The 21,846-nt window shown below is 73.4% G+C and carries 22 protein-coding genes and 1 riboswitch; of the genes, 14 read left to right on the top strand and 8 right to left on the bottom strand.

Annotation, left to right across the window (positions count from 1 at the left end):
* The first annotated feature begins 3 nt into the window (after positions 1-3).
* The 6 genes from gcvH (at position 4) to gcvP (ending at position 6,104) form a co-directional block, all read left to right on the top strand.
* Positions 4-393 carry a glycine cleavage system protein GcvH gene (gcvH, locus tag ACYVDO_RS04860; protein ID WP_460933283.1) on the top strand — a complete coding sequence of 130 codons (390 nt, stop codon included), beginning with the start codon at positions 4-6 and terminating at the stop codon, positions 391-393.
* Between the two features lie 108 nt (positions 394-501).
* On the top strand, positions 502-957 hold the full coding sequence (locus tag ACYVDO_RS04865; RefSeq protein ID WP_460933285.1) for an FHA domain-containing protein: 456 nt from the start codon (positions 502-504) through the stop codon (positions 955-957).
* Positions 958-993: 36 nt separating this feature from the next.
* The gene (gene ftsR, locus ACYVDO_RS04870) at positions 994-1,662 is read left to right on the top strand and encodes a transcriptional regulator FtsR (protein ID WP_460933287.1); all 669 of its coding nucleotides are present in this window, start codon (positions 994-996) and stop codon (positions 1,660-1,662) included.
* A gap of 34 nt (positions 1,663-1,696) precedes the next feature.
* Positions 1,697-2,194, top strand: coding sequence for a bifunctional nuclease family protein (locus ACYVDO_RS04875; protein WP_460933289.1), 498 nt, complete (start codon positions 1,697-1,699; stop codon positions 2,192-2,194).
* A 155-nt stretch (positions 2,195-2,349) separates the two neighbouring features.
* Positions 2,350-2,940 carry a MerR family transcriptional regulator gene (locus tag ACYVDO_RS04880; RefSeq protein ID WP_460933291.1) on the top strand — a complete coding sequence of 197 codons (591 nt, stop codon included), beginning with the start codon at positions 2,350-2,352 and terminating at the stop codon, positions 2,938-2,940.
* Positions 2,941-3,046: 106 nt separating this feature from the next.
* Positions 3,047-3,151, top strand: a riboswitch (glycine riboswitch).
* Between the two features lie 70 nt (positions 3,152-3,221).
* Complete coding sequence (gcvP, locus tag ACYVDO_RS04885) at positions 3,222-6,104, top strand: aminomethyl-transferring glycine dehydrogenase (RefSeq protein ID WP_460933293.1); 2,883 nt, start codon at positions 3,222-3,224, stop codon at positions 6,102-6,104.
* Between the two features lie 131 nt (positions 6,105-6,235).
* On the opposite strand, the gene ACYVDO_RS04890 is transcribed toward gcvP, so the two are convergent.
* Positions 6,236-9,328 carry an AAA family ATPase gene (locus ACYVDO_RS04890; RefSeq protein WP_460933295.1) on the bottom strand — a complete coding sequence of 1,031 codons (3,093 nt, stop codon included), beginning with the start codon at positions 9,326-9,328 and terminating at the stop codon, positions 6,236-6,238.
* Positions 9,325-10,566 (bottom strand): exonuclease SbcCD subunit D, encoded by a 1,242-nt coding sequence (locus ACYVDO_RS04895; RefSeq protein WP_460933297.1) that lies wholly within the window; start codon positions 10,564-10,566, stop codon positions 9,325-9,327. Before ACYVDO_RS04895 ends, ACYVDO_RS04890 begins: the two co-directional genes overlap by 4 nt.
* A gap of 214 nt (positions 10,567-10,780) precedes the next feature.
* Here ACYVDO_RS04895 and ACYVDO_RS04900 point away from each other — a divergent pair, with 214 nt between their 5' ends.
* From ACYVDO_RS04900 to ACYVDO_RS04910, 3 genes are all read left to right on the top strand, one after another.
* Positions 10,781-12,262: a glutamate--cysteine ligase gene (locus ACYVDO_RS04900; RefSeq protein WP_460933299.1), complete on the top strand. Its 1,482-nt coding sequence runs from the start codon at positions 10,781-10,783 to the stop codon at positions 12,260-12,262.
* A gap of 94 nt (positions 12,263-12,356) precedes the next feature.
* A complete protein-coding gene (locus ACYVDO_RS04905; protein ID WP_460933301.1) occupies positions 12,357-13,004 on the top strand; it encodes a hypothetical protein in 648 nt (215 codons plus the stop codon).
* A gap of 4 nt (positions 13,005-13,008) precedes the next feature.
* Positions 13,009-13,653, top strand: coding sequence for an RES family NAD+ phosphorylase (locus tag ACYVDO_RS04910; RefSeq protein WP_460933303.1), 645 nt, complete (start codon positions 13,009-13,011; stop codon positions 13,651-13,653).
* A 14-nt stretch (positions 13,654-13,667) separates the two neighbouring features.
* On the opposite strand, the gene ACYVDO_RS04915 is transcribed toward ACYVDO_RS04910, so the two are convergent.
* Positions 13,668-14,306, bottom strand: coding sequence for a histidine phosphatase family protein (locus ACYVDO_RS04915; protein WP_460933305.1), 639 nt, complete (start codon positions 14,304-14,306; stop codon positions 13,668-13,670).
* Positions 14,307-14,336: 30 nt separating this feature from the next.
* On the opposite strand from ACYVDO_RS04915, the gene ACYVDO_RS04920 reads away from it, so the two are divergent.
* Genes ACYVDO_RS04920 through ACYVDO_RS04930 form a run of 3 tightly spaced genes read left to right on the top strand, consistent with a single transcriptional unit; the run spans position 14,337 to position 16,176 of the window.
* On the top strand, positions 14,337-15,179 hold the full coding sequence (locus ACYVDO_RS04920) for a PhzF family phenazine biosynthesis protein (protein WP_460933307.1): 843 nt from the start codon (positions 14,337-14,339) through the stop codon (positions 15,177-15,179).
* The gene (locus ACYVDO_RS04925) at positions 15,179-15,715 is read left to right on the top strand and encodes a DUF1697 domain-containing protein (RefSeq protein WP_460933309.1); all 537 of its coding nucleotides are present in this window, start codon (positions 15,179-15,181) and stop codon (positions 15,713-15,715) included. The genes ACYVDO_RS04920 and ACYVDO_RS04925 overlap by 1 nt, the downstream gene beginning before the upstream one ends.
* Positions 15,715-16,176 (top strand): OsmC family protein, encoded by a 462-nt coding sequence (locus tag ACYVDO_RS04930; RefSeq protein WP_460933311.1) that lies wholly within the window; start codon positions 15,715-15,717, stop codon positions 16,174-16,176. Before ACYVDO_RS04925 ends, ACYVDO_RS04930 begins: the two co-directional genes overlap by 1 nt.
* Positions 16,177-16,192: 16 nt before the next feature.
* On the opposite strand, the gene ACYVDO_RS04935 is transcribed toward ACYVDO_RS04930, so the two are convergent.
* From ACYVDO_RS04935 to tdh, 3 genes are read right to left on the bottom strand one after another with little or no spacing between them, the layout of a single operon-like run.
* Positions 16,193-16,741: a dihydrofolate reductase family protein gene (locus ACYVDO_RS04935; protein ID WP_460933313.1), complete on the bottom strand. Its 549-nt coding sequence runs from the start codon at positions 16,739-16,741 to the stop codon at positions 16,193-16,195.
* Positions 16,742-16,766: 25 nt separating this feature from the next.
* The gene (locus ACYVDO_RS04940; protein WP_460933315.1) at positions 16,767-17,996 is read right to left on the bottom strand and encodes a glycine C-acetyltransferase; all 1,230 of its coding nucleotides are present in this window, start codon (positions 17,994-17,996) and stop codon (positions 16,767-16,769) included.
* 11 nt (positions 17,997-18,007) lie between these two features.
* A complete protein-coding gene (gene tdh, locus ACYVDO_RS04945) occupies positions 18,008-19,045 on the bottom strand; it encodes an L-threonine 3-dehydrogenase (protein WP_460933317.1) in 1,038 nt (345 codons plus the stop codon).
* Between the two features lie 74 nt (positions 19,046-19,119).
* On the opposite strand from tdh, the gene ACYVDO_RS04950 reads away from it, so the two are divergent.
* Together ACYVDO_RS04950 and ACYVDO_RS04955 are read left to right on the top strand one after the other, a co-directional pair.
* The gene (locus ACYVDO_RS04950) at positions 19,120-19,740 is read left to right on the top strand and encodes an L-threonylcarbamoyladenylate synthase (protein ID WP_460933319.1); all 621 of its coding nucleotides are present in this window, start codon (positions 19,120-19,122) and stop codon (positions 19,738-19,740) included.
* Positions 19,741-19,747: 7 nt separating this feature from the next.
* Positions 19,748-20,152: a DUF5655 domain-containing protein gene (locus ACYVDO_RS04955; RefSeq protein WP_460933321.1), complete on the top strand. Its 405-nt coding sequence runs from the start codon at positions 19,748-19,750 to the stop codon at positions 20,150-20,152.
* Here the strand turns inward: ACYVDO_RS04955 and ACYVDO_RS04960 are convergent.
* Positions 20,144-20,986, bottom strand: coding sequence for a DUF72 domain-containing protein (locus ACYVDO_RS04960; protein ID WP_460933323.1), 843 nt, complete (start codon positions 20,984-20,986; stop codon positions 20,144-20,146). The two genes, ACYVDO_RS04955 and ACYVDO_RS04960, sit on opposite strands and share 9 nt — an antisense overlap.
* Before the next feature lie 5 nt (positions 20,987-20,991).
* Positions 20,992-21,834 carry an aldo/keto reductase gene (locus ACYVDO_RS04965; protein WP_460933325.1) on the bottom strand — a complete coding sequence of 281 codons (843 nt, stop codon included), beginning with the start codon at positions 21,832-21,834 and terminating at the stop codon, positions 20,992-20,994.
* Positions 21,835-21,846 lie beyond the last annotated feature (12 nt).

Genomic DNA, 21,846 nt, shown 5'->3' on the forward strand with positions numbered 1-21,846 from the left:
AGCATGAGCGAGCTGGAGTACCCCGAGGACCTGCGCTACACCGCTGAGCACGAGTGGGTGCGCGCCGGGGACGACGGGACGGTCCGGATCGGCATCACCTCCTTCGCCCAGGACTCCCTCGGCGACGTCGTGTACGTCAGCCTCCCCGCCGTCGGCGACACGGTCGCCGCCGGTGACGCCTGCGGCGAGGTCGAGTCGACCAAGTCGGTCAGCGACCTCTACGCGCCGCTGGCCGGCGAGGTCACCGCCGTCAACCCGGCCCTGGACGCCACCCCAGAGCTGGTCAACACCGACCCCTACGGCGAGGGCTGGATGTACGAGCTGCGCCCGTCCGACGGTGGCGCCGTGGAGGCGCTCCTCGACCAGGCCGCGTACAAGGACCAGCTGGGCTGACCCTGCCCGCGCTCCGGGCGAATCCGCTGCGTGCTGTCTGCGGCGTCGCCTAGGGTGTGTGCTTTGCTAGGGCCGGGACAGTCGAACACGACGAGGGAGCGCGCAGTCATGAACGGCAGCGAGAGGGACGACCAGGCGTCGCAGCCGCACGAGCCGACGACCATGCGGCTGCCCGGCATCCACGACCTGGAGCAGGTCGACACGACCGCCGAGCCGGAGGTCGCGCTGAGCAAGGCCGACCAGGCCACCGTCGACGCGCTGCGCCCGGGCACGGCCCTGCTCGTCGTGCTGCGCGGGCCCAACACCGGAGCCCGGTTCCTGCTCGACGACGACGAGGTCCACTCCGGGCGCCACCCCGACAGCGACATCTTCCTCGACGACGTCACTGTGTCCCGCAAGCACGCCACCTTCCGCCGCGAGGGCGAGACCTTCGTCGTCCGTGACGTCGGCTCGCTCAACGGCACCTACGTCAACCGCGCGCGGATCGACGAGGTCGCGCTGCACACCGGCGACGAGGTGCAGATCGGCAAGTTCCGCCTCGTCTTCTACGCCGGCAAGGCCTGACACCGCACGGTGTCCGCCCGTCCTCCACACCGGTCGATGACGATCGGGGCCGTGCTGGCGACCCTCCGGCAGGACTTCCCGGACGTCACGATCTCCAAGATCCGCTTCCTCGAGGCCGAGGGGCTGGTCACGCCCGCGCGGACCGCATCGGGCTACCGCACCTACACCGACGCCGACGTCGAGCGGCTGCACTACGTCCTCACCGCCCAGCGCGACCACTTCTGGCCGCTCAAGGTGATCCGTGAGGCGCTCGACGCGCTCGACCGTGGCCTGACCCCGCCCCGCCAGGACCGGGCCGGTATGTCGCGGCCCGAGGTCCCGGCGGCCGCCCCCGACCCCGACGTCCCCACCGCGGCGGCGCTCACCGCCGCCCCGACCCTCCGGCTGACCCGCGCGGAGCTGCTGGCGGCCAGCGGGGCGGGCGAGTCCCTCCTGGCCGACCTCGAGACGTTCGGCCTGGTGCGCCCGGACGACGGTGGCCACTACGGCGACGCCGCCCTGGCGGTCGCCACGAGCGCCGCCGGCCTCGCGGCCTACGGCATCGAGGCCCGGCACCTGCGACCGTTCCGGACGGCCGCCGATCGCGAGGTCGGGCTCGTGCAGCAGGTCGCGACCGGGCGGGCCGACGACCCCACCGGCGAGGTGCTGCGGCTGTGTGTCGCACTGCACACCGCCCTGGTCAAGGACGGATTGCGAAGGGCCTGAGCCGTTGCCGGGAGGCCGGGGGTACGGTGGAACCGTGAAGGTCCTCGATGTCCTCGGCGTGCGGGTGGAGATGCCCACCAACCACCCGATCGTGCTGCTGCGGGAGCGCGACGGCGACCGCTACCTGCCCATCTGGATCGGTGCCGCGGAGGCGACGGCCATCGCGTACGCCCAGCAGGGCATCGAGCCTCCGCGCCCGCTCACCCACGACCTGATGAAGAACATCATCGAGGACCTGGGGCACCGCCTCACCGAGGTGCGGATCGTCGAGATCAAGGACGGCGTCTTCCACGCCGCCCTCGTCTTCGACGGCACGGTCGAGATCTCCTCGCGGTCCTCGGACGCCATCGCCCTGGCCCTGCGCACCGGCACCACGATCGTGACGGGGGAGAGCCTGCTCGAGGAGGCAGGCGTGTCGATGTCGGCCGAGGAGGACAAGGACGACGAGGTGGAGCGGTTCAAGGAGTTCCTCGACCACGTCTCGGCCGAGGACTTCGAGACCGAGCCGGGGGAGAGCGGCCCCGAGGCCTAGCGCCCGACCCTGACCCTCAACTTCACATCGAGAGATGGCCTTCGCCGGGCGACACGCCGACGCGCGAAGGTCCAGTGGTTGTTGACCTGCCGTGACGCCCCGCCGTACCGTCGGGGCAAGACCCGTAATGCGACCGATGTAGTTACACCCGGGAGGTGAGCGCTGTGACCCCGAGCGAAGAGGCTCAGCACGGCCACAGGAGCGTGCCGGCAGCGGCCCAGGGGCTCCTGTTCACGGACGACCTTCCGGAGCTGAGCGAGGACATCGGCTACCGCGGACCGACGGCCTGCAAGGCGGCCGGCATCACCTACCGCCAGCTCGACTACTGGGCCCGCACCGGGCTCGTCGAGCCGTCCGTGCGCGGCGCCACCGGCTCGGGCACCCAGCGGCTCTACGGCTTCCGCGACATCCTCGTGCTCAAGGTGGTCAAGCGGCTGCTCGACACGGGGGTCTCGCTGCAGCAGATCCGGGTCGCGATCCAGCACCTGCGCGAGCGCGGTGTCGAGGACCTGGCGCAGATCACCCTGATGAGCGACGGCGCCTCGGTCTACGAGTGCACGTCCGCCGACGAGGTCATCGACCTCGTGCAGGGCGGCCAGGGCGTCTTCGGCATCGCAGTCGGCCGCGTGTGGCGCGAGGTCGAGGGCACTCTCGCCGAGCTGCCGAGCGAGCGGACCGAGGACGAGGCCCCCGCCGCGCACCCGGACGACGAGCTCAGCGCGCGTCGCGCGGCGCGCCTGGCCTGAACCCCCGGCGCAGGCCACCCGGCACGCGCCCCACCCACCCACCTGTCCCGCACGGCCCGTCGTCCCTTCGGGGAGGCGGGCCGCGGTGTTAGATTGGGTCCGCTGAACATCCCGTGCGGGAGAGTCCCCGCGTGCGCCGGCCGGCGTGCGGCGGGGCGCCGAAGGGGCAAACTCCCCGGAACCTCTCAGGCGCCAGGACTGCACGGGACAGGCACCTCTGGAGCGGTCCGCCCGTGACAGATGGGGAGGCGATCCGAGCACCGAACCGTTCAGGAGCCTCATTGTCCGCGCAGCCCGCCGCCGACCTGCCCGCCTTCGCCGGCCGCCACATCGGCCCCTCGCCCGACGACGTCGCCACGATGCTCGCGGCCGTCGGCCACGACTCGCTCGACGCGCTCGTCGACCACGCGATCCCGGGGGCCATCCGCGCCCAGGGACCGCTGCGGGTCGACGCCGCCGCGTCCGAGGCCGCCGTGGTCGAGGAGCTGCGGGGCCTGGCCCGGCGCAACCACGTGCTGACGTCGATGATCGGCCTGGGGTACTACGGCACCCTCACGCCGGCCGTGATCCAGCGCAACGTCCTGGAGAACCCTGCCTGGTACACCGCCTACACGCCGTACCAGCCCGAGATCTCCCAGGGCCGGCTCGAGGCGCTGCTCAACTTCCAGACCGTGGTGAGCGACCTCACCGGGCTCACGACGTCGGGCGCCTCGCTGCTCGACGAGGGCACGGCCGCCGCCGAGGCGATGACGCTCATGCGCCGCTCCAGCAAGGCCACCCACGACGCGGTCCTGCTCGTGGACCGGCACGCCTTCCCGCAGACCATCGCGGTCATGCAGACCCGGGCGCGGCCGCTCGGGATCGACCTCGTCGTGGCCGACCTGGCCGGGGTCGACTCGGTCGAGTCGCTGCGGGCGGCCGCCGGTGACCGCGACGTGTTCGGGGTGCTCGTGCAGTACCCCGGTGCCGACGGGGAGCTGCGTGACTGGGCCGCCCTGGCAGCTGCGGCCCACGAGGCCGGCGCGCTGGTGACCGCCGCCGCCGACCTGCTCGCGCTCACCCTGGCCACGGCGCCGGGGGAGTGGGGCGCCGACGTGGCTGTCGGCACGAGCCAGCGCTTCGGCGTGCCCATGGGCTTCGGCGGCCCGCACGCCGGGTACATGTCGGTGCGCTCCGGGCTCGAGCGGTCCCTCCCGGGCCGGCTGGTCGGGGTGAGCGTCGACACCGAGGGCGCCCCCGCCTACCGGCTCGCGCTGCAGACGCGCGAGCAGCACATCCGCCGCGAGAAGGCCACCTCGAACATCTGCACCGCCCAGGTGCTGCTCGCGGTCATGGCGTCGATGTACGCCGTGTACCACGGCCCGAAGGGCCTGGCCGCGATCGCGACGCGCGTCCACTCGCACGCGCGGACGCTGGCCGAGGGTCTGGCGGCCGGCGGACTCGAGGTGGTCACCGGGACGTACTTCGACACCCTGACCGTGGCCGTGCCGGGACGCGCCGACGAGGTTCTGCAGGAGGCTGCGCAGCGTGGGGTCAACCTCTGGCGGGTGGACGCCGACCACCTGTCGCTGAGCGTCGACGAGACGACCGACCTGCGTGACCTCGAGGCCGTCTGGGGCGCCTTCGGCGTGGCCGGGACGACGTCGGTGGACGTGGCGGCGCCGCAGTGGCCGGCCGCCCTCACCCGCGAGAGCGGCTACCTCGAGCACCCGGTGTTCAACACCCACCACAGCGAGACGTCGATGCTGCGCTACCTGCGCCGGCTCTCCGACCGCGACTTCGCCCTCGACCGCGGCATGATCCCGCTCGGCTCGTGCACGATGAAGCTCAACGCCACGACCGAGATGGTCTCCATCACCTGGCCGGAGTTCTCGGACCTGCACCCGTTCGCCCCCGCCGTGCAGACGACCGGGATCCGCGAGCTCATCGACGACCTGTCGGCGTGGCTGTGCGAGATCACGGGCTACGACGCCGTCTCGCTCCAGCCGAACGCCGGCTCGCAGGGGGAGTTCGCCGGCCTCCTCGCGATCTCCGCCTTCCACGAGGCGAACGGCCAGTCACAGCGCCGGATCTGCCTGATCCCCGCCAGCGCCCACGGCACCAACGCCGCCAGCGCGGTCATGGCCGGGATGAAGGTCGTCGTCGTCAGGACCGCCGCCGGCGGCGATGTCGACATGGACGACCTTCGCGCGAAGGTCGAGCAGTACCGCGACGAGCTCGCCGCCATCATGGTCACCTACCCGTCCACCCACGGCGTCTTCGAGGACACCATCACCGAGCTGTGCGGGCTGGTCCACGACGCGGGCGGCCAGGTCTATGTCGACGGCGCCAACCTCAACGCCCTGGTCGGGCTGGCCCGGCCCGGCAAGTTCGGCGCCGACGTGTCGCACCTCAACCTGCACAAGACGTTCTGCATCCCGCACGGCGGTGGCGGCCCCGGCGTCGGCCCGGTCGCGGTGCGCGCCCACCTCGCGCCGCACCTGCCGAACCACCCGCTGGCGGCGGAAGCGGGCCCCGAGAGCGGGGTCGGCCCCATCTCGGCCGCGCCGTACGGCTCGGCGAGCATCCTGCCGATCTCCTGGGCGTACGTGCGCCTCATGGGTGGGGCGGGACTGACCCGGGCGACCCAGGTGGCTGTCCTCAACGCGAACTACATCGCGGCACGGCTGCGCGAGCACTACCCGGTCCTGTATGCCGGTCACGACGGCATCGTGGCCCACGAGTGCATCCTCGACCTGCGCGAGCTGACCAAGCGCAGCGGGGTGACCGTCGACGACGTGGCCAAGCGCCTCATCGACTACGGGTTCCACGCGCCGACGATGTCGTTCCCGGTGGCCGGCACCCTCATGGTGGAGCCCACGGAGAGCGAGGACCGGTACGAGATCGACCGGTTCTGCGACGCCATGATCGCCATCCGGCACGAGATCGCCGCCGTCGAGTCCGGGGAGGTCGCGGTGGCCGACAGCATGCTGCGCAACGCCCCGCACACCGCGAAGGCGCTGGCCGGCAAGTGGGAGTACCCGTACGAGCGCTCGGAGGCCGCCTTCCCGGTGGGCATCGAGGCGGCCGACAAGTACTGGCCGCCGGTCGCTCGCATCGACGGCGCCTACGGCGACCGCCACCTCGTGTGCAGCTGCCCGCCGCCGGAGTCGTTCGAGGACTGACCTGTCCGGGCCGGACGAAGCCACGCAGCGTGCCCACGCCACCTCGGTGGGGTGGGCACACTGCGTCTCCCCGTGGCGGGGCAACGGCGCGCCGCCTCGGCCGGGTGACGGCCTCGGGCGCGCGGGAGGGGTCAGGCGACGGCCGCCGAGTCGGCGGTGCCGCGCAGCCGGACGGTCGACCCGCGCTCCGTCTTGACCACCTCGACCTGGCTCGGGATGCGGGTGCGCAGCTCGGCGACGTGGCTCACGACGCCCACCGCTCGTCCACCCTCGCGCAGTCCGTCGAGCACCTCCATGACCTGCTCGAGGCTGTCGTCGTCGAGGGTGCCGAACCCCTCGTCCACGAACAGGGTCTGCAGCTCGAACCCGCCGGACTCCTCGCGGACCGCGTCGGCCAGTCCCAGCGCCAGGGCGAGTGAGGCCATGAAGGACTCACCCCCCGACAGGGACGTGGTGGCCCGGCTCTGGCCGGTCCACTGGTCGAGCACCTCGAGCCCCAGGCCGCTGCGGGCACCCCTCGCGGCGAGCCCGTCGGTGTGGCGCAGCAGGTAGCGCCCGTCGCCCATCGACCGCAGCCGCTCGTTGGCGAGGGCAGCGACCTTCTCGAGCCGGGCGGCGAGGACGAAGGCCGACAGGCGCATCCGCAGCGCGTTGTGGGGGCCGGTCCCCGCGACGGTGTCCGCGAGGTCACGCAGGACCTCGTGGCGGTGGGCGGCCTCGCCCAGCCGTTCGGCGGTCGCGCTGACGGCAGCCCGGGCCCGGCGGACGTTGACGAGCATGGCCCGGGCCAGGGTATCGGCCGACGTGGCCGCAGACAGGGCCTCCCCGGCCGCGGACCGCGTGGCGGCGAGGGCGTCCAGGTCGGGGGCCGCCTGCTCGAGGGCCGCGGCCACGTCCGACTCGGCCAGCGTGGCCGTGGCGATCGCGCGCCGGCGATCGTGCTCCCGCGTGCTCTCGGTCAGCAGCCGCACCGTCTCGGGCGCCAGCGTCGCGGCGACGGCCTCGTCCGGGTCGGCGAACCCGTGCTCTTCCAGCGCCGCGGTGGTGGACAGCTCGACCTGCCGGTGCTCGGCGGACCGTTCGCGCAACCGGGTCACTGCGTCGAGGTGGGCGACCAGGCCGTCGACAGCGGCGCGGTGGCGAGTCGCCCTGTCCCGGACACCGGAGCGGGCGACGGCCACCTCGTCGTCGTCCGCGACGGCTGCTTCGCCTCCAGGGGCCTGCGCCGAGCAGGGGCACAGCGCGTCGTGGTCGCGGACCGTGTCGGCGAACCGCACCCGACCCTCCGCCAGGCGCCGGTCCAGGTCCGCCAGGGACGCCGTCGCGGCCGAGACGGTCTCCCGCAGCCACGCCTCCTGGTCCGCCAGCGAGGAGCAGCGATCGTCCAGCGCCGCGACCTGGTCGCGGGCTGGGTCGAGCTGGGCGGCGCGAGCCTGCAGCGTGACCACCGCCTGCTGCGCGGCGGTGACGTCGGCGGTGAGCTCGCCGGCGTCCCGGTCGACGTCCACCAGCAGCTCGGCGAGCTGGTCGGCCGTCGCCTCGACCGCAGCGATCCGGACCCGCACGGCGGTGGAGTCCTGCTCGGCCTCGCGCCACCGCCTCTCGGCGACGGCGACGTCGTCGGCGCTGACCGGGTCGGCCGAGGTCGCGGGAGCCGGGTGCTCGGGGGAGCCGCAGACGGGGCACGGGGAGTCCTCCGCCAGGTGGGCGGCGAGCTCGGCCGCCATGCCCTCCAGCCGGGCCTCGCGCAGCTGCTGGTAGGTGTCGCGCAGCGACTGCTCGTGGTCGCGGGCGGCCCTGAGCTCGTCGCGCAGCTCGGTCAGCTGTCGGGTCGCGGCGTCCAGCGCCTCCCGGTGGCGCAGCGTGGCAGCGGCGGCCTCGGCCCGGGAGATCGCCGGCGCGAGCGCCTGGTGCGCCTGCTCCGCGTCGACCACGCGCTGCTGGGCGAGGATCCGCTCCTCGGCCGCACGGGACCGCTCGGTGGCGAGGACGGGCAGCCGCTCGGTGCTGCGCGCGAGGCGGGACGCCACCTCGGCGCGCTCCGCGAGCGCCTGCTCGACGCCGTCGGCATGGTGCACTGCCTGGACGAGGTGCTCCCCGGAGGTCGCGAGCTGCTCGAGGGCGGTCCGCAACGCCCCCTCCGACCGGTCCGCCAGGCCGAGAGCGGCGACGGGGCCCGAGGTCGCCTCCACCGTGGTACGCGCACCGGCGACAGCCGCGGTCGCCCGTGCCAGCGCGCTGAGGTCCCCGGAGACGGAGCGCGCGCGCACGGCTCGCTCGAGCGCGGCGGTGGCCTCGACGTGGTCCGGGCCGGCGAGGTCGAGCTCGGCCAGCTCGCGCCGGGCGGTGGTGCCGCGGCGCCGGCGGGCTGCCAGCTCCTGGCCGGAGACGTGTGCGGTGACGGCCCGCGACTCCTCGAGGCGCGCCGCGTCGAGGTCGGCCATCGAGACGGCCACCCAGGCCTCGACCGCCGCCTCGAGGCCCTGCAGGGCCTCGTCGAGCGACTCCGGGGCCAGGTCGTGCCACTCGGGCAGGTCGGCGGTGAGCTCGGGCGGCGCGCCGACGAGGTGCTCGCCGAGGACCGTGAGGGCGGCGGACAGCCCGGCGCGCTCGGTCTCGACCGTGCTCCCGGCGGCCTTGCGCTGCTCGGCGAACCAGTCCTCGATGCCGACGTACCCACCCACGTCGAAGAGCCGCTCGAGCAGGGCGCGTCGCTCCTCGGGGGTGGCACGCAGGAAGGCCGCGAAGTCACCCTGGGGGAGCAGCACCACCTTGCTGAACTGCTCCAGACCCATGCCGAGCACGTCGGCGACGACGTCGGCGATCTCGTCGTGCCGGGAGCTGAGTGCCTCCCAGGCGCCGTCCCTCAGCTCGGACAGGGTGGCCTTGGCGGGCACCGACACCTCGCCGCGCCCCCGCGCCTTGGGCCGCCTGAACTCCGGGGAACGGTCGATCCGCAGCCGCCGCCCCGCCGCGGTCAGCTCCAGCGACACCAGGGGCACGGCGCCGCGCTCGGCGTGGTCGCTGTGCAGCCCCTTCTTCGTGCGCGCACCGGGCACGTCGGCGTACAAGGCGAACGCGATGGCGTCCAGCAGGCTGGTCTTGCCCGCCCCGGTGGCCCCGCGGATGAGGAACAGGCCACCCTCGGCGACCGCGTCGAGATCCACCTCGACGGTGCCCGCGAACGGCCCGAACGCCGTGACGGACAGCCGGTGCAGCCTCATGCCGCCCCTACGTCGTGTCGGGCGGCAGCCGCGTCGGCAGCGTCGCTCCCCGGTGAGGTGCCAGCAGTACCGCGGCCGCCGGTGTCGGCCCGGCCCTCGTCCTCGCGCACGCCACGGTCGAGGCGCACGGCCTCCACGGCCTGGGCCAGCAGCGCCCGCTCGGCCCCGCTCGCGACGGCACCGGCACGCACGTGCCCGAGGAAGTCGCAGCAGACGTCGACAGGGTCCTCGGCGGCGGTCCGCTCGGTGTAGCTGCGGACCGGCACCGCTGCCCCCTGCGGGTCGAACTGCAGGACGAGGGTGTGGGGGAAGCGTCGCCGGAGCTGCTCCATCGCGCCCAGCGGCCGGACCGGGTCGGTCAGGGTGACCTGGCACCACGCGCGCTCGGCCGGCGTGAGCCGGGGGTCGAGCAACAGGTCGTCGAGGTCACCCCGCAGGACCGCCAGCTCGCGGTGCACGGGCGCCTCGACCTGCTCGACGGCCACGGCGCCCGTGGCGGCGTCGAGGTCGACGAGCCACGAGCCCTTGGTGTGCCCCGACTCGCTGAACGACAGGGCGACGGGGGAGCCGCTGTAGCGCACCGTCTCGCCCACCTGCTGGCGCCCGTGGAGGTGGCCCAGCGCGGCATACGCGAACCCGTCGAAGACCGAGGGGTGCACGGCACTGACGCCACCCACGGAGATGTCGCGTTCGGAGTCGCTCGTCGCACCACCGGTGACGAACGCGTGCGCCATCACGACCCCCCGCAGCCCGCGCGCGGCCAGGTCGTCACGCACCCGCGCCATCGCCGCACCGAGCACACCCGCGTGGGTGCGGTCGGACACGCCCAGCGGCTCGGCCGCGACCGAGGGCTCGAGGTACGGCAGGGGGTAGACGGCGACGCCGCCGACCACGACCGGGGTGCCGACGGAGGCCAGCGAGGAGCGGATGTGCAGGCCGGCGCGCGCCAGGAGGTCGCTGGCGAACCCGAGCCGGATGGCGGAGTCGTGGTTGCCGCTGGACAGGACCACCTGGGCGCCCGCGTCGACGAGACGGGTGACCGACTCCGACAGCAGCCGCACCGTGTCGGGGGACGGCATCGCCCGGTCGTAGACGTCGCCGGAGACCAGCACGGCGTCGACCGACTCGGTGCGCACGACCTCGACGAGGTGGTCCAGGAACTGCGACTGGGCGGCGAGCAGCCCCACCTGGTGGAACGAGCGCCCCAGGTGCCAGTCGGAGGTGTGGAGGAACCGCACACGAGCAGGGTAGGAGCGCGCACCGACACGATCGGTGAGGCGCCTCGGCGTGCCTCTCGCGGGCATCGTCGAGCGCTGGTGGCAGGGGCGCGTCCGCTGTGGTTGGGTCGTCCCAGGACGAGGCGACACGCCGACCCGCACGGGGCATCCGCCGACCGAACGCCGCACCCGCACACCGCACGCACCGCGTGCCGCACCGCACAGGAGGCCGTCAGTGGGCGAAGAGGTGACCGCGCAGAGCTACAGCCGCGAGCAGCGCCAGCGGTACCGCGAGAAGGTCCGCCAGAACCTCGACGTCTTCGAGCGCATGCTGGCCCAGAGCGTCTTCGAGTTCGAGCGGCCGATGACCGGCATGGAGATCGAGCTCAACCTCGTCGACGCCGACTACCGGCCCAAGTTCGCGAACGCCGAGGTGCTGGAGGAGATCGCCGACCCCGGCTACCAGACCGAGCTGGCCCGCTACAACATCGAGCTCAACGTGCCGCCGCGGCCCCTGCCGGGCGACGCGGCCATCGAGCTCGAGGACGAGATGCGCGCCTCGCTCAACGCCGCGAGCGCCGCCGCCGAGAAGCGCGGCGCCCACATCGTCGCCGTCGGCATCCTCCCCACGATCATGCCCGAGCACTTCGAGGGTGAGTGGATCAGCGCCAACAACCGCTACACCGCCCTCAACGACTCGATCTTCTACGCCCGCGGCGAGGACATCTACCTCGACATCGAGGGACCGACGGGGGAGCGGGTCGCGACCTACTGCGACTCCATCGCGCCGGAGTCGGCGTGCACGAGCGTGCAGCTGCACCTGCAGGTGTCGCCGCAGGACTTCGCGGCCCACTGGAACGCCGCGCAGGCGCTGGTCGCCCCCCAGATCGCCCTCGCGGCCAACAGCCCGTTCTTCTTCGGCCAGCGGCTGCACGCCGAGACCCGGATCGAGCTGTTCAGCCAGGCCACCGACACCCGCAGCATCGAGCTCAAGAACCAGGGCGTCCGCCCGCGGGTGTTCTTCGGGGAGCGCTGGATCACCTCGATCTTCGACCTGTTCGAGGAGAACGTCCGCTACTTCCCGGCGCTGCTCGCGGAGGTCTCCGACGAGGACCCGGTCGCCAGGCTGGAGGCCGGGGAGGCGCCGGCGCTGTCCGAGCTGCGGCTGCACAACGGGACCGTCTACCGCTGGAACCGCCCGATCTACGACATCGTCGGCGGGACCCCTCACCTGCGGGTCGAGAACCGGGTGCTGCCGGCCGGCCCCACGTTGATCGACGTCCTCGCCAACGCGGCGTTCTACTACGGCGTCATGCGCAGGCTCGCGGCCGACGACCGGCCGGTCTGGACCAAGATGAGCTTCGCCGCGGCCGAGCAGAACTTCCACAGCGCGGCGCGTGACGGCATCGAGTCGCGGCTCTACTGGCCCGGGTTCGGCGAGGTCCGGGCCGAGGAGCTGGTGCTGCGCCACCTGCTCCCGATGGCGCACGAGGGCCTCACCGAGTGGGGCGTCTCGGAGAAGGTGCGCGACCGGTACCTGTCCGTGATCGAGGGCCGGTGCACCACCTCGACCAACGGCGCGACGTGGCAGACCGAGGCGGTGGCCCGGCTCCAGTCCCGGGGCCTGGACCGGCAGAGCGCGCTGGCCGAGATGCTGCGGGTGTATGCCGGGCACATGCACAGCAACGACCCGGTGCACACCTGGCCGCTGCCCTGACCATGCCTCGATCGGCCGTCGTGGTAGCGACGTCGGCGCCGCGGGGTAGGCTCTGCCACAGGCCTTGACACCCTTGACGCAGGAGGCGAACGCCATGGCCCGGACGACGACCCGGCCGACCCCGGCCACCGAGGCGACGGGCAGCCCTGCGACGGGCGGCCCTGCGCAGGGCCGCCCCGCGACGGACGTCACGGGTGCGGACGCCGTCGCGGTCGACCCCGAGGCCGTGGACGCCCTGGTGGCCGAGGTCCGTCGCCGGGTGGAGGAGCGTGCCCGGGGCCTGGTGGCCCACGGGCGCCGCCTCGACCTGGCGCAGGTCGAGGACCTCGCCGACCGCATGGTCGCCGCCCTGCCGACGGTGCACCCGCTGGACCAGCCGCTGGCGCCGTTCTACGACACCACCGGGCTCGCGGCCTGGCTGGGCATCTCGCGGCAGGCGCTGTTCGACCGTGTCCGGCGCGGCACGGTGCTCGCCTGCCGCACCGACGACGGGCACCTCGTGTACCCGTCCCTGCAGTTCGGCCGCACGGGCCAGGTGCGTCCTGGCGTGCTCGAGGCGGTCGGGGCCTTCACCAAGGCCGGTGTCGACGGCTGGGTCACCGGCACGTGGCTCACCACGCCGAGCGAGGTCTTCGACGGCGAGAGCGCGGTGGACTACCTCGTCGTCCACCGGTCCTCGGCCGCCGCGGTCACCCGGGTCGCGACGGCGGCAGCGGCCGACGCCGCCCGGTGGGCCGCCTGACGTGGTGGACCGACAGCGCCCGGCCCAGGGGCGACCGCCGGCGTCCCTCGACGGCTTCCCGACCCGCCGCCTGACCCGCACCACGGACCTCTTCCGCGCCCACCGCAGCGACCGGGGCCCGTGGTGGTTCGGGCACGACGGGGGAGGCCGGTTCGACCTCACCGCCCCGCGGGGCACCTGCTACGCGGCGCTCGACCGGTGCAGCGCGGTGCGCGAGCGTCTCGGCCCCGTCCTGGGTGGGCGGCGCGAGGTGCCGGCGTCCCTGCTCGAGGAGGTGCTGGTGTCCCGCCTGCGACTGCCCGGCCTCCGGGAGGTGGCGGACGTGCAGTCGCGGTCGGCGGGGGACTTCGGGGTGACCCGCGAGCTCGAGAGCATGGTGCCGTATGCCGTGCCGCAGGCCTGGGCGAGCGCGTTCGACGACGCCGGGCTGGGCGGGGTGGCCTACGGTCCGCGCTTCACCCCCGGTGACGCCACCGCCGTGGCGCTGTTCGGCCGGGCCGGGCAGCCCGACTGGCCGGTGGACCCCACGCCGGTGGAGGCGGCGGCCGTCGAGGGCGTGCCCGTCCCGCTCGCGCCGCCCCGCCTCGCGGACCTCACGGTCGTCCGGCCGCCCCGGACCCGCACGACCCGGCCGGGCGCGACGGAGTAGCGACCCGGGACCGGTCAGGTGGCGTGGGCGGCCGTCACGGCCGGTCCGTGGTTCCACACCCGGACCGCCGGTCGCTCCCGCTCGTACTGCAGGACGCTCACCGACCCGGCATCGAGCAGCAGCTGGGCCCCCATCCGCGGCTCCTGGCGCAGGAAGACCGTCGCGAGCACGCGCAGGCAGTGGCCGTGGCCGACCAGCGCGACGTCGCCCTCGTGCAGCGCGGGCAGCACCCGGCGCAGCACGCGGGACGCCCGGGCCGCGACCTCCTCGACCGTCTCGCCCGGGGTGTCCCCGGGCACGACGCCGTTCTCGAAGACGCTCCAGTCGTAGCCCAGCTGCTCGCGGATCTGCGGTGTGGTGAGCCCCTCGTAGCCGCCGTAGTCCCACTCGAGCAGGTCGTCGTCGACCTCGGGCGCGAGCCCGGCGAGCTGCGCCGTCCGGCGGGCCCGCTGCAGCGGCGAGGTCAGCGCGAGCACGAACCGGTACCCCGTCAGCAGTCGCCCGGAGGCCCGGGCCAGCTCCTCGCCGTGCCCGGAGAGGGGGACGTCGGTCCGGCCGGTGTGCCGGCCCGACCTCGACCACTCCGTCTCGCCGTGCCTGAGCAGGACCAGCCGGCCGTCGGGGGTGGACGGGCTGGAGGGTGTGGGGCTCACACGGCGCAGTCTCTCTGACACAGTGGCGTCATGCGACTGCGGTACCGGCTGCTCAACGTCTTCGCCCGCGAGGGCGACCCGTTCTCGGGGAACCCCCTGTGCGTCTTCGAGGACGGCTCGGCGCTGTCGGACGAGCAGATGCTCGGCCTGGCGCGCCAGTTCAACCTGTCCGAGACGACCTTCCTGGTGCCGCCCGGCGAGGGCGCCGACGCGGGGGTGCGGATCTTCACCACCGCCTACGAGATGCCCTTCGCCGGGCACCCGACGCTCGGCACGGCTCACGTGGCCCGGGCCCTCGGCCTCGGCGGCGACCGCCTCGGCCTCTCGATGCCGGCCGGCGTGATCCCCGTCGAGGCGGCCGGCGACACCTGGACGCTGACCGCCAACCCCGGACGGGTCGAGGCGGACCTCGACGTGGACGACCTCGCGGCCGCCCTGTCGCTGGACGCCGGAGCAGTCGTGGCCCCGGCGCAGCAGGTGTCCGTCGGCACGCCGCAGGTCATCGCGCACGCGGTCGACGCCGACGCCGTGCGCAGCGCGCGGGTGGTCCCGACCGCCTTCCCCGCGTATGCCGGGATGGGCCGCAGCGGGGAGGCGCTGGTCTACGTGTGGGCCGAGACGGAGCCGGGGGACATCCTCGCCCGGGCGCTGCTCAGCGACGGCTCCTCGGTCGCGGAGGACCCGGCCACCGGCTCGGCGTGCTCCAACCTCGGCGCCTGGTTCGCCGCCCAGGGCACCTCGGGGACGTGGCAGGTGAGCCAGGGCGAGCAGGTGTCCCGCCCATCGACGCTGCGGCTGCGCGTCGACGACGACGGCACGGTCCGCGTGGGCGGGCTCGTGCGCGAGGTCGGTGGGGGAGAGGTCGTCCTCTGATGCCCGAGTTCATCGTCTTCCTGCGCGCGGTCAACGTCGGCAAGCGCAAGCTCACCATGGCGGAGGCGCGGGACGCGTTGTCGCGCAGCGGCTTCGCCGACGTGGAGTCGCACATCCAGACCGGCAACTTCCTGCTCGGCACGGCGATGCGCAGCGCGGCGAAGGTCGAGGCGGCGGTCAGCGAGTGCCTCAGCGCGCACGCCGGCTTCGACATCGTCTCGATGGCCCGCACCCGCAAGCAGGTCCGCGCCCTCGTCGAGGAGGTCGACGGCATACCGGCGGTGTGGGAGGGCGCCTCGCGCTACGTCTCGTTCCTCGCCGCAGAGCCGGCCGCAGCGGCGCGCACCCGGCTGGAGGAGTGGGACGAGAGCCAGGAGAGGGCGTTCGTCCTCGGGAAGCACGTGCTGCTCGAGATCGGTGGCCCCTTCCACGAGGCCAGGCTCGGGAATGCCCTGCTGGAGAAGATCGCTGGAGTGGACGGAACGGCCCGCAACATGACCGTGGTGCGGGCCATCGCTGAGAAATGGGGTGCCTGATGGCGCAGGAGACGAGTGAGAAGACCGGCGGCACCGGTCTGGGCCACCGCAGCGTGAGCATGGAGCGGGTGTCCAAGGGCGTGTTCGACGTGACGAACGTGCGCGGCGGCACGATGCGGATCGGCGGTGGCGACACCGCGGACTTCACCCCGGTCGAGCTGCTCCTGACGGCCATCGCCGGCTGCTCGGCCGTCGACGTCGACTTCATCACGGCCAAGCGGGCCGAGCCGGTCACCTTCACCGTGACGTCCGAGGGCGACAAGATCCGCGACGAGCAGGGCACCAACCGGATGGAGGGCCTGACGGTCCGCTTCGCCGTGACGTTCCCCGAGGGGCCGGACGGCGACCGCGCTCGCGAGATGCTGCCCAAGGCGATCCAGATGTCCGAGGAGCGGCTGTGCACCGTGAGCCGCACCGTCGCGCACGGCACGCCCATCGACGCCGGGCTGGCCGACTCCTAGGCGGTCGGTGCGGTCGTCAGGGCCGCACCCGGTGGCGGGTGAAGACCACGCCACTGCCGAACGTGCGCACCTCGGCGAGCTCGAGGTCGATGCGCTGTCCAGCCGGGAGGGCCGGGGTGCCACCACCCACGGACACCGGGTGCCGGTACAGACGCACCTCGTCCACCAGCCCGGCAGCGAACGCCTCCGCGGCCAGGGTCGGCCCGCCGACGCTGACATCGGCCGCGGACAGCTCGACGAGGGGGCGGACCGCCGCGCCGTCGAAGGACCGCTCCACCGCGGTCCCCGGCGTCGACGGCGCGGCCAGGGTCGTGGAGTACACGACCTTCTTGGCCGCCTGCCAGACCCGGCGGTAGTCCCGGATGACGGGCTCGCGGTCGGCCTGCTCGTCGGGACCGTCCCAGTAGCGCAGGACCTCGTACATGCGGCGGCCGAGCAGGTAGGTGCCGATGCCGCGCGCCTCGTCGTTGACGTGCGCGTGGACCTCGGCGTCCGGCGCCGCCCAGCGGAAGCTGCCGTCCGCGTCGACGACGTACCCGTCGAGCGAGCAGATGGCGGTGAACACCAGCCGGCCCATGGTCCCCCCGGCCTCAGCCGATCCCGTCGACTTCGTCGCGAGCGGCGGTGAAGGCCTGGACGCAGGCGCGGACGTCGTCCTCGCTGTGGCCGGCGGAGAGCTGGACGCGGATGCGGGCCTTGCCCTGGGGGACGACGGGGTAGGAGAAGGCGATGACGTAGACGCCGCGGGCGAGCATCGCGTCGGCGACCTGGGCGGCGCGGCGGGCGCCGTCCTCGCCGGGGAACATCACCGGGGTGATGGGGTGCTCGCCGGGCAGCAGCTCGAACCCCGCCTCGGTCATGAGGTCTCGGAACAGGGCGGTGTTGGTGCGCAGCCGCTCGCGGGCGTCGGTGGAGGCGGCGGCGAGCTGCAGGGCCTGCAGGGACCCGGCCGCCACCGAGGGGGCCACGGCGTTGGAGAACAGGTACGGGCGCGAGCGCTGGCGCAGCAGGTCGACGATCTCCTGGTGGGCGGCGACGTACCCGCCGGACGCGCCGCCGAGGGCCTTGCCCAGGGTGCCGGTGAGGATGTCGACGCGGTCCATGACGCCGAACCGTTCGGGGGTGCCGCGGCCGCCGTCGCCGATGAACCCCACGGCGTGGGAGTCGTCGACCAGGACCATCGCGCCGAACTCGTCGGCGAGGTCGCAGATCTGGTCCAGCGGGGCGAGGTACCCGTCCATGGAGAACACGCCGTCGGTCACGACGACGGTGCGGCGGGCGCCGGCGTCGCGGGCGGCTTGCAGCTGGGCGCGCAGGTCGGCCATGTCGGCGTTCCTGTACCGGTACCGCTGGGCCTTGGACAGGCGGATGCCGTCGATGATCGAGGCGTGGTTGAGCTCGTCGGACACGATCGCGTCCTGCTCGCCGAACAGGACCTCGAACACGCCGCCGTTGGCGTCGAAGCAGGAGGAGTACAGGATCGTGTCGTCGGTGCCCAGGAAGTCCGACAGGGCGCGCTCCAGCTGCTTGTGCAGGACCTGCGTGCCACAGATGAACCGCACGCTGGCCATGCCGAAGCCCCACTCGCGCAGCGCGGCCGCGGCGGCGTCCTCGACCTGCGGGTCGTCGGCCAGGCCGAGGTAGTTGTTCGCGCAGAAGTTCAGCGACTCCGCCTGGCCCGGCGCCTCGCCGTCCCCACCCGTGCGGGTGCGGATGTGGGCGGACTGGGGTGAGGCCAGCTGCCGCTCGTGCTTGTACAGGCCGGCCTGCTCGATCTCGCGCAGCGTTGCGGCCAGCTCGTCCTTGACGGTGCCGTACACGGGTGCCCCTCTCAGCTCCAGTCCATGATGACCTTGCCGCACTGCCCGGACCGGGCCGCGGCGAACGCGTCCTGCCACTGCTCGGCAGGGAAGCGGTGGGTGATCACCGACGCCACCCGCTCGCGCAGCAGCTCGCTGCTGCCGAGCATCGAGCTCATCGCGTACCAGGTGTCGTACATCTCCCGGCCATAGATGCCCTTGATGGTGATCATGTGCGTGATGACCCGCCCCCAGTCGATCGCGAACGGGTCCTTCGGCAGGCCCAGCATCGCCACCCGGCCGCCGTGGTTCATGTTGCGCAGCATGTCCTCGACGGCCGAGGGCACACCGGACATCTCCAGACCCACGTCGAAGCCCTCACGCATCCCGAGCTCGGCCATCGCCTCACCCAGGTTGCTCGTCGCGGCGTTCACGACCAGGTCGGCCCCGGCGTTGCTCGCCAGGTCCAGGCGGTAGTCGCTCACGTCCGTCACGACCACGTGCCGTGCCCCCACGTGCCGGGCGAGCGCGGCGGCCATCACCCCGATCGGCCCCGCCCCGGTGATCACCACGTCCTCACCGGCCATCGGGAACTGCAGCGCGGTGTGGGTGGCGTTGCCGAACGGGTCGAACACCGCAGCGAGGTCGGGGTCCAGGTCGTCCGGCTGCACCCACACGTTCGACGCGGGGATGACCACGAAGTCCGCGAACGCGCCGTCGCGGTTCACCCCGACACCCTGGGTGTGGATGCACATGTGCCGGCGGCCGGCCCGGCAGTTGCGGCACGTGCCGCACACGATGTGCCCCTCACCCGAGGCGCGCTGACCCACCCGCACCGACTCGACGTCCTCACCGACCTCGACGACCTCGCCGTAGAACTCGTGGCCGATCGTCATCGGGGGGTGCACCGTCGAGGCGGCCCAGTCGTCCCACTGCTCCAGGTGCAGGTCCGTGCCGCACAGCCCGGCCCGCAGCACCCGGATCTTCACGTCCAACGGCCCCACCCGCGGCTCGGGAACGTCCAACAGCTCAAGGCCAGGACCCGCATGGGTCTTCACGAGTGCGCGCACGCGACCACCCTAGTGACCCCCGCGGGAGCGGCCGTATGCCGCGGTGCCCCGCCACCGCGGCATACAGTCTGGGCATGGCCCGCTACCTCGACGTCCACCCGGTCGACCCCCAGCCGCGGGCCATCGGGCAGGCGGTGGCCCTGATCCGGGACGGGGGCCTGGTGGCGTACCCCACCGACTCCGGCTACGCCCTCGGCTGCGCCCTGGGCAACCAGGAGGGCAAGGAGCGGATCCTGCGCATCCGCCACCTCGACGACCGGCACCACTTCACCCTCGTGTGCCGTGACTTCGCCCAGCTGGGGCAGCTCGTGCACATCGACAACGCGGTGTTCCGGGCCGTCAAGGCCGCGACGCCGGGGCCGTACACGTTCATCCTGCCCGGCACCAAGGAGGTACCCCGCCGCCTGCTGCACCCGAAGAAGAAGACGGTCGGGGTGCGGATCCCCGGCTCCCGCGTCGTACAGGCGCTCCTCGACGAGCTCGGGGAGCCGCTGCTGTCGAGCACGCTGATCCTGCCCGGGCACGAGGAGCCGATGACCGAGGGCTGGGTCGTCAAGGACGAGCTGGACCACCTCGTCGACGCCGTCATCGACTCGGGGGAGTGCGGCACCGAGCCGACGACCGTCGTGGACTACTCCGACGGCACGCCGGTCGTCACCCGGGTCGGCGCCGGGGACCCCATCCCGTTCGAGTGAGCCGGCCGTGGCCACGCGACGCGGCCAGGTCCTCGCCGGAGGTGCCGAGGAGCTGTTCGCCCGTCATCCCGAGTCCCTCGAGGTGTACCGCGCCGTGCGCCGGGTCGTGGACGGGCTCGGGGGAGCGCGCGAGCGGGTGACCCGCAGCCAGGTGGCGTGGTCGCGCCGCCGCGGCTTTGCGTACGTGTGGCGGCCCGGGCAGTACGTCGGGAGCGCCGTCCCCGCGGTGCTCTCGGTCGCGCTGCCCCGCGAGGTCCCGGGCCCCCGCGTGAAGGAGGTGGTTCATCCCTCGCCGGGCACCTGGATGCACCACCTGGAGCTGGCCGGTCCCGGGGACGTCGACGAGGAGGTGGTCGACCTGCTGCGGCAGGCGGCCGCCGCAGCCGGGCCGCCCGACCCGCCCTCACCCTGAGCCGGCACGGTCGCCGAGCAGGCCGATCAGCCGCACCGCGTCGTACGGTGCGCGGCCGTCGGCGTCGTTGTCGAAGTAGACATACGCGTCCTCGCCCGCGGACGTCCACCCGGCCAGCTGTTCCGCCCACGACGCGAGCGTGCCCTCGGAGTAGCCACCCCCGTAGAGCCGCTGCTCGCCGTGGAGCCGGACGTAGTGGAACGAGGCCGTGCCGTCGCCCATGGTCGGGAACCGACCGGCGGTGTCGGCGTGCACCATGGCGACGTCCTTGTCCCGCAGGAGGGCTCGCGCCTCGTCGGTGTCGAAGGAGGCGTGACGGGGCTCGAGGGCGTGCCGCACGGGGCGGTGCGTCCCGGGCTTGGTGAGGACCCGGTCGTCGGACAGCTTGTCGTCGTGCCGGCGGGCGAGGGCGGCCATCGCCGTCGTGGTGCGGGGGAGCAGGTCGAGGAAGTCGGACACGACGGCAGCGTCGAACTCGACCCGCTCGGGCAGCTGCCACAGGATCGGTCCCAGGCTGGGCCCGAGGGCCAACGGCCCCGACGCGAAGAAGTTAGCCAGGCCCGCCTCCACCCCGCGCAGCCGTTTGAGGTGGGTGATGAAGCGCCCGCCCTTGAGCGCCAGGGGGTAGCAGTCAGGCACCGCCCCGCGCCACCCGGCATACGTGCTGGGGCGGCGCAGCGAGTAGAACGAGGCGTTGACCTCGATCGAGGTGACCCGGTCCGCGAGGTAGCTGAGCTCGTCCCGTTGCCGCAGGCCCTTCGGGTAGAACTCACCGCGCCACCGCGGGTACAGCCACCCGGACGTCCCCACCCACGCGCGGCCCTGCCGGCTCACCGGCGCTACATCTCCTCGTGGGTGTCGGGATCGCCGCCGAACCGCCGTCCGTCCGCCCGTTCGAGGGCGCTGATGGCGCTCACCTCGTCCTCGGTGAGCTCGAAGCCCAGGACGTCGAGGTTCTCGGCCTGGCGCGCGGGCGTGCCGGACTTCGGCAGCGGCATCGAGCCGAGCTGGACGTGCCACCGCAGCACGACCTGGGCCGGGCTGACGCCGTGGGCCTGCGCTGCGTCGGCCACGGCCGGCTCGTGGAACGGGGTGGGGTTCTTGCCCAGCGGGCTCCACGCCTGGGTGCGGATGCCGAGCTCCTCGTGCGTCGCCCGCAGCTGCTGCTGGGGGAAGTAGGGATGCAGCTCGACCTGGTTGAGGGCAGGCGTGACACCGGTGTCCTCGATGATCCGCTCGAGGTGCTCGCGGGTGAAGTTGCTGACCCCGATGGTGCGGACCAGGCCGTCCTGCTGCGCCTGGACCAGGGCCTGCCACGCCTGCGGGTAGAGGTCCCGGCTGGGGTTCGGCCAGTGGATCAGGGCGACGTCGATCTGGTCGACCCCCAGGCGCTGGGCGGACTCCGCGAGCGAGCGCAGGGCCAGGTCCCTGGCGTGGAAGCGACCGGGGACCTTGGTCGCCAACCGGACCTCGCCACGAGGGATGCCGCTGCGACGCAGGGCCTCGCCGACCTCGTGCTCGTTCTCGTAGTTCACCGCGCTGTCGAGGTAGCGGTAGCCCGCCTCGAGCGCGGTCGTCATCGCGGCGACGCCCTCCTCGCCGCGCAGCGGGTAGGTGCCGAAACCGATGAAGGGCACCGAGGTGCCGTCGTTGAGCCGGTACGTGAGGTCCTGGGTCGCCATGGACACACCGTA

Source organism: Phycicoccus ginsengisoli, assembly GCF_054779295.1.

Bases quoted from the DNA above. Each gene is read 5' to 3' on its own strand.
- ACYVDO_RS04905 (WP_460933301.1), top strand. From the start codon at position 12,357: ATGGCCCGGACGACGACCCGGCCGACCCCGGCCACCGAGGCGACGGGC.
- ACYVDO_RS04920 (WP_460933307.1), top strand. From the start codon at position 14,337: ATGCGACTGCGGTACCGGCTGCTCAACGTCTTCGCCCGCGAGGGCGAC.
- ACYVDO_RS04965 (WP_460933325.1), bottom strand. From the start codon at position 21,834: ATGGCGACCCAGGACCTCACGTACCGGCTCAACGACGGCACCTCGGTG.
- ACYVDO_RS04930 (WP_460933311.1), top strand. From the start codon at position 15,715: ATGGCGCAGGAGACGAGTGAGAAGACCGGCGGCACCGGTCTGGGCCAC.
- ACYVDO_RS04925 (WP_460933309.1), top strand. From the start codon at position 15,179: ATGCCCGAGTTCATCGTCTTCCTGCGCGCGGTCAACGTCGGCAAGCGC.
- ftsR (WP_460933287.1), top strand. From the start codon at position 994: ATGACGATCGGGGCCGTGCTGGCGACCCTCCGGCAGGACTTCCCGGAC.
- gcvH (WP_460933283.1), top strand. From the start codon at position 4: ATGAGCGAGCTGGAGTACCCCGAGGACCTGCGCTACACCGCTGAGCAC.
- ACYVDO_RS04890 (WP_460933295.1), bottom strand. From the start codon at position 9,328: ATGAGGCTGCACCGGCTGTCCGTCACGGCGTTCGGGCCGTTCGCGGGC.
- ACYVDO_RS04950 (WP_460933319.1), top strand. From the start codon at position 19,120: ATGGCCCGCTACCTCGACGTCCACCCGGTCGACCCCCAGCCGCGGGCC.
- ACYVDO_RS04865 (WP_460933285.1), top strand. From the start codon at position 502: ATGAACGGCAGCGAGAGGGACGACCAGGCGTCGCAGCCGCACGAGCCG.